Genomic DNA, 1,854 nt, shown 5'->3' with positions numbered 1-1,854 from the left:
GTCCACCTGCGGCAACAAGGGCTCTATCCGCGCCCACGCCGCGTCCGTCAACTCGCCTCGACCTGCCACAAGATCAATTATCAGACACGCCTTAGTGTCTTGCGCGCGTCGGACTCCGCTCATGGGGATCCGACCGTTCCGGCACGGGGAAACAGCAGAATCAGGACACCTCTCCATGGCGCATCCGCTCACTCTGCTGCGGGCATCGCTGGGCCTCTCCCAGTCCGAGTACGCCCGTCTCGTCGCGGGCGCGCACGACGAGCTCGGCCTGGGACGGATGGCCGCACGCAGGGAGAAGGTGTCGCGCTGGGAATCGGGGCGCATCGTTCCCGAGTACTCCGCCCAACGCGCGATGGCCCACCTCCACGGTGTCTCGGCCCGCGAGGTCACGCGGCTCGGATGGCCGTTCTGGGTGCACCTGGCCACCGGCGACGGCGTGCCGTTGGACGAGGCCCACGCCGACCCGCGACCGCAGATCGCCCGAGCCGGTCCGCGACTGTCCGGACCCGTTCGTCCCACGGGGTTCGCGCAGCAGGGCGACCGCTTGGTCGTCGAGGTTCGCGGGGCCCTGGCCCGGCTCGCCGGCTTCCGGCCCGTCCCCGGACGCGAGGCGGACGCGGAGACCGTCGAGTGCCTCGACGGAATCGAGGCGCGCGTCGCGGCCCTTGAGGAGCACAGTCTCGCCAGCCTCCTCCCGCCCCGGCTCCTCTACGCCGCGGCACACACGGAACACCGGCAGCTCGCCCGCTTGTCGGCCGCCGCGGACCACGGCGGCGCGACCTCCCGGCGCCTGCTCCGGCTGTCCGCTCGCACCGCCTTGCTGTGTTCCGGGTTCAGCCGTGCCCTCGGAGAGCTGGCCCGAGCCGAGCACTACGCCTTGGCCGCCATCCGGGCCGCCGCGGCCGCAGGGGATCGCGTCATCACGGCGACCGCCATGATCCAACTCGCCCTTCACCACTTGGTGGCGAGCGGCGCCCAGGACGCCCTCGGCCTCCTGCACGCGGCCCGCCTGGCCGCCCCCGAGTTGCCGGCCGTCATCGCCTTCGAACTGCACAACTGCAGAGCCGCCGCGTTCGCCCAACTCGGCCGGGCCGCCTCGGCCACCCGAGCACTGGACCTCGCCACCGGGGCCTTCACCCCGGCGGACCGCGTCGCGGCCGGGCGCGCCATGGATCCCGAGGCCTACCGCCGCTTCGTCGCCATGAGCCGGGCGGGGGTCTGGACCTTCCTCGGCCGGCCCCGGCAGGCCAAGCCCCACCTGGAGTTCCTGGTGGACAGCCTCACCACGCCGGGTGGTGCCACCCCGCCTCCCTACAGCGCGCTCTGGTTCCTCTACATCGTCAACGGCCATCTGGCACTCGGTGAACTCGACGTCGCCGCCACCGCCGTCCACCACATCGGCGCCCTCACCGGCGGACTGCCACCCGCCCTGGTCGCCGACCTCCGCCGACTCCTCGCCCCGCACCGGCACGAACGCCTGCTGCGTGAGGCACTCGACGACCTCAGCACCGCGAGCGAGCCATGAGCGCGCCGTGAGCGCGCCATGAGGAGCGAGTTCGCCGCCGTCGACGAGGGCGGGGTGTGCAGGGGCTGCCGAGCCGGGCCGACCGGCAGGTCAAGATCATTGATTGCCTAGACTCGCCTGATGCCCTCCCCTGAGATCACCGCGCGCACCCTGCCCAAGACGGCGGCGATGGCCGCCGTGGCCCTGCTCCTCGCCGGGGCCGCGGCCTGCGGTCCCGGCGCATCCGACACGACCCCGGTCCCGGCCCTGGGCGGCCCTCACGACCCAGGAGAAGCGGGTCGCGGGGCTGGCCGCCGCCGGTCTGACCAACCGGCAGATCGCGGACCGGC

The 1,854-nt window shown here is 73.1% G+C and carries 1 protein-coding gene; it reads left to right on the top strand.

What is annotated here, in order from left to right; all coding sequences use genetic code 11:
- Positions 1-175: 175 nt before the first annotated feature.
- Positions 176-1,525, top strand: a complete 1,350-nt coding sequence (locus AB0N76_RS39750) for a hypothetical protein (protein ID WP_363565736.1) — start codon at positions 176-178, stop codon at positions 1,523-1,525.
- Positions 1,526-1,854 lie beyond the last annotated feature (329 nt).

It is taken from the genome of Kitasatospora sp. NPDC093806 (assembly GCF_040683335.1).
GTDB lineage: Bacteria > Actinomycetota > Actinomycetes > Streptomycetales > Streptomycetaceae > Kitasatospora.
The sequence above is the reverse complement of the archived record's forward strand: the minus strand, read 5'-3'. Positions and strand labels throughout refer to the sequence as shown.

Coding starts and splice junctions, on each gene's coding strand:
- AB0N76_RS39750 (WP_363565736.1), top strand. CDS start 176: ATGGCGCATCCGCTCACTCTGCTGCGGGCATCGCTGGGCCTCTCCCAG.